This is a genomic window from Oerskovia sp. NPDC056781 (assembly GCF_042789955.1).
GTDB classification, from domain to species: domain Bacteria; phylum Actinomycetota; class Actinomycetes; order Actinomycetales; family Cellulomonadaceae; genus Oerskovia; species Oerskovia rustica.
The window spans coordinates 1-4501 of record NZ_JBHUAD010000282.1; the positions used below are offsets into that span (position 1 = coordinate 1).

At 69.4% G+C, this 4501-nt stretch carries 4 protein-coding genes; all 4 read left to right on the top strand.

Annotation, left to right across the window (positions count from 1 at the left end; translation table 11 throughout):
• Window positions 1–172 precede the first annotated feature (172 nt).
• On the top strand, window positions 173–1471 hold the full coding sequence (locus ACFRCR_RS17110) for a hypothetical protein (protein WP_377679208.1): 1299 nt from the start codon (window positions 173–175) through the stop codon (window positions 1469–1471).
• A gap of 194 nt (window positions 1472–1665) precedes the next feature.
• A complete protein-coding gene (locus ACFRCR_RS17115) occupies window positions 1666–2292 on the top strand; it encodes an ATP-dependent Clp protease proteolytic subunit (protein WP_030150966.1) in 627 nt (208 codons plus the stop codon).
• 50 nt (window positions 2293–2342) lie between these two features.
• Entirely contained in the window at window positions 2343–3059 is a 717-nt protein-coding gene (locus tag ACFRCR_RS17120) for an ATP-dependent Clp protease proteolytic subunit (protein ID WP_030150967.1), read from the top strand.
• A gap of 148 nt (window positions 3060–3207) precedes the next feature.
• Window positions 3208–4479 carry an ATP-dependent Clp protease ATP-binding subunit ClpX gene (gene clpX, locus ACFRCR_RS17125; RefSeq protein ID WP_138824872.1) on the top strand — a complete coding sequence of 424 codons (1272 nt, stop codon included), beginning with the start codon at window positions 3208–3210 and terminating at the stop codon, window positions 4477–4479.
• The last annotated feature ends 22 nt before the right edge of the window (window positions 4480–4501 follow it).

Below are 4501 nucleotides of genomic sequence, written 5' to 3' on the forward strand. Positions count from 1 at the left end.
GGCTTCCCGGAGGTGGGGGCCGACGTCGTCCCGGCGCCGGACGGGGCGTACCGTCTTCCCAGGCTCTGCCCCGAGAGAGTAGATTGCCGCGATCGACGCAGCGCGGGGGCTTCCGAGCGGGCCCGATCCGCCACCAGTCCCACGGCTCCGGCCGCTACCAGGGGAGCCCGCCATGCCTCGTCGTCGACCGTCCTTCGCACTCTGCTTCGCCGCCGTCCGCGTCCCGTTCGGCGGAGACCCGGCCCAGGTCGCGGGCGCGTTCGCCGACGTGCTGCGCACCGCAGGCGTCGTCGGCGCGACGATCGCCGGCCGTCACGTGGGCGTCGACGGCTGGGTGGTCGCGAAGCTGCTCGCCGCGCCACAGGGTGACGACGTCCGACCCGTGGTGGTCCGCCGGGGGCAGAGTGGCGAGCCGCCGGCCGTGGGCGACGGGGAGGAGGTCCTGCTGTCCGACCCCGAGACAGGATGGACCCTGGTGCTCGCCGCCGGGACCGCGGAGCTGCACCGTGCGCTCGACGCCGCGTTCGGCGACGCCAGGCTGGGGACCTCGCTCTCGTTCGACGAAGGGGCGTTCCCGGGCGACGACGGGATGCTGTCCGTCGGGTTCGAGTACCGGGACCTGGTCGTGGCGGACTTTGCGCCGCACGAGTCGGCCATGCTCGCGCACACCGCGAAGGTCCCGGTGCGCTTCGTGACGGTGCCGGCGACCGCGACGACCCGCGCGGCGGCGATCGTCACCGGGCTCGAGTCGACGCAGGACGTGTCCCGGGTCGCGGCCTGGCCGGCGAAGGGACCCGTCCTCCACCTGTGGGTCAACGGCGGGTGGTCCGGTTTCCTCGTCGTCGCCGGCAAGACCATGGTGGGGCACGAGTTCGGACCCGGGTGGGACGTCGTCGACCCGACCAGGGCGGACGGGAGCATCGACGACGAGTCGATCGCCGACGTCGTCCTCGACCAGATCATGGTCGAGCCGAGCGACCCCCAGGAGGTCGCACGCGCCCTCGGGCTCGACGACGAGCGGGCCGCGGCCCTGCGAGAGCTCCTCTCCGAGCGGGATCCCGCTGACGCGCTGGACAGGATCGCGGCGATCCTGGCCCTCCCGGTCGAGGTGCTGCCCGCCCTGCGAGGTCAGGTGCGGCTCGACGCGCTGCCCGGTGCGGTCGTGGAGCACCCCCGGTCGTTCCTCCGGTCGGCCATGACGGACAGCGCGACGGGGTCGGACGATCCCGTGGCGCGAAGGCTCACCGCCGGGCTGGACCTCGACGACGCCCGCCGCCGCAAGCCGTGGTGGTTCCTCACGTGGCAGATCCTGGCGATCCCGATCATCGGCGGTGTCTCCGTCGCCATGTTCACGTACTTCGACAGCCCCGTACGGGGGTGGTTCTTCGCGGTGCTGTGCGTCCTCAACGCCGCGTGGGCGTTCTGGCCACGCAACCCCGGAGGGGCGCCGCGGGACGCCCAGGACGCGTGATCGGCGGGCGGTGAGCGACGCCGTCGGGCATCGGGGGCGCCCTTCCTGCGCCGACAGCGAAAACCCCGGATATCGGGACGGTTTCCGCTCCCCGCCCGCGTTAGGGTCACAGCAACGGTGAGTCCGTCCAGACGGAGGAGCCGACCAGCCGCGACGTTCGAGCGTCGCGAGCGACAGAGGGATCGACGAAGGAGATGGACGTGAGCGATCAGTTTCCGGTGGCACGAGCCGAGGGGCCGGGACTCGGCCTGAACGACTCCATCTACAACCGGCTGCTCAAGGAGCGCATCATCTGGTTGGGCTCGGAGGTGCGCGACGAGAACGCGAACGCCATCTGCGCCCAGATGATGCTGCTCGCCGCGGAGGACCCCGACAAGGACATCTGGCTCTACATCAACTCGCCGGGCGGGTCGATCACGGCCGGCATGGCGATCTACGACACCATGCAGTACATCCAGCCGGACGTCGCGACCATCGCGATGGGCATGGCCGCCTCGATGGGGCAGTTCCTGCTCTCCTCGGGCACCAAGGGCAAGCGCTACGCGACGCCGCACGCCCGCGTCATGATGCACCAGCCCTCGGGCGGCATCGGCGGCACGGCGACCGACGTGCGCATCAACGCGCAGCTCATCATGCACATGAAGAAGGTGCTCTCCGAGCTCACGGCCGAGCAGACCGGCCAGCCGCTCGAGAAGATCCTCAAGGACAACGACCGTGACAGCTGGTTCACGGCGCCCGAAGCCCTCGAGTACGGCTTCATCGACCACGTCGTGACGAACGCTTCGTCGGTGACGGGTGGCGGCGGCACGGCGAGCAGCTGAGCTCACCGACGCCCCGGCCCCCCACCCACGATCCCACCCGAGGAGACACCTTGAGCTACGCAAGCCAGGAATCCCAGTACATCTCGACCGCTCAGCGCCTCGCGGGCGCGGGCGCCGGCGGCGGCATCGCCCTCCCGCACGGCGCGCCGTCCTCGCGCTACGTGCTCCCGCAGTTCGAGGAGCGCACGGCCTACGGCTTCAAGCGCCAGGACCCGTACACCAAGCTGTTCGAGGACCGCATCATCTTCCTGGGCGTCCAGGTCGACGACGCGTCCGCGGACGACGTCATGGCGCAGCTCCTCGTCCTGGAGAGCCAGGACCCGGACCGCGACATCATCCTGTACATCAACTCGCCCGGCGGCTCGTTCACGGCCATGACGGCGCTGTACGACACGATGCAGTACATCAAGCCGCAGATCCAGACCGTGTGCCTCGGGCAGGCGGCCTCCGCCGCGGCCGTGCTGCTCGCGGCCGGCCAGCCCGGCAAGCGTCTCGCGCTGCCCAACGCCCGCGTGCTGATCCACCAGCCCGCGATGGAGGGCGGCGGCTACGCGCAGGCCTCGGACATCGAGATCCACGCGAACGAGCTCATCCGCATGCGCGAGTGGCTCGAGGACACCCTGGCCATGCACTCGGGCCGCGACGTCGCGCAGGTCCGTGAGGACATCGAGCGTGACAAGATCCTCACGGCCAAGCAGGCGCAGGAGTACGGTCTGGTCGACCAGGTGCTGGAGAGCCGCAAGCCGGTCATCCAGAACAAGCCCTGATCTCGACATTTCCCCCCGACCCACCGGGGTGCCCGGCTGACAACGGGCCCCCGGTGGTGTGCAATGGTGGTAGGTCGGCGCGTGTCGTCCCAGATCGCGGGGGCCTCAGTCCCGGCGCAGCAGCAAGACCGAGGCTAGGAGGCTCGTAGTGGCTCGGATCGGAGATGGTGCAGACCTGCTGAAGTGTTCCTTCTGCGGCAAGTCCCAGAAGCAGGTCAAGAAGCTCATCGCGGGCCCCGGCGTGTACATCTGCGACGAGTGCATCGAGCTCTGCAACGAGATCATCGAGGAAGAGCTGTCGGAGGCGGCCGAGCTCGGGCTCGTCGAGCTCCCCAAGCCGCGGGAGATCTTCGACTTCCTCGAGCAGTACATCATCGGGCAGGACGCCGCGAAGCGGGCGCTGGCAGTGGCGGTCTACAACCACTACAAGCGGATCCAGGCCGGGGAGCACGCACGCCCCTCGGACGACTCCCAGGTGGAGATCGCGAAGTCCAACATCCTGCTGATCGGCCCCACGGGCACCGGCAAGACGTACCTGGCGCAGACGCTCGCGAAGATGCTCAACGTGCCGTTCGCGATCGCGGACGCCACGGCTCTCACGGAGGCGGGGTACGTCGGCGAGGACGTCGAGAACATCCTCCTCAAGCTCATCCAGGCCGCCGACTACGACGTCAAGAAGGCCGAGACGGGCATCATCTACATCGACGAGGTCGACAAGGTGGCCCGCAAGTCGGAGAACCCCTCGATCACGCGTGACGTGTCCGGTGAGGGCGTGCAGCAGGCCCTGCTGAAGATCATCGAGGGCACCACGGCCTCGGTGCCCCCGCAGGGCGGCCGCAAGCACCCGCACCAGGAGTTCATCCAGATCGACACGACCAACGTCCTGTTCATCGTGGCCGGGGCGTTCGCCGGGCTCGACGAGATCGTCGCCACCCGTTCGCGCAAGCGCGGAGTGGGCTTCGGGGCTCCCATGGACTCGCACGAGGAGGCGGACCTCTTCGCCGAGGTGCGTCCTGAGGACCTGCAGAAGTACGGGCTGATCCCCGAGTTCATCGGGCGTCTGCCGATCATCACGTCGGTCGCGAAGCTCGACCAGGAGGCGCTCGTGCGCATCCTCACCGAGCCGCGCAACGCGCTGGTCAAGCAGTACCAGCGGATGTTCCAGATCGACGGTGTCGAGCTCGAGTTCGAGGACGACGCGATCAGCGCGATCGCCGACCAGGCGCTGCTGCGTGGCACGGGCGCCCGCGGGCTCCGCGCCATCATGGAGGAGGTCCTCCAGCAGGCCATGTTCGACGTCCCCAGCAGGGACGACGTCGAGCGTGTGGTCATCACGCGTGAGGCTGTGCTCGACAACGTCAACCCGACACTCGTCCCGCGGTCCGCGATCAAGCGGGCGCCGCGCGAGAAGAGCGCTTAGGGAGCACGTACGACGAAGGGCC

What these genes read in the sequence shown, in the direction of transcription:
- ACFRCR_RS17110 (WP_377679208.1), top strand. Translation starts at nt 173, where the DNA reads ATGCCTCGTCGTCGACCGTCCTTCGCACTCTGCTTCGCCGCCGTCCGC.
- ACFRCR_RS17115 (WP_030150966.1), top strand. Translation starts at nt 1,666, where the DNA reads ATGGACGTGAGCGATCAGTTTCCGGTGGCACGAGCCGAGGGGCCGGGA.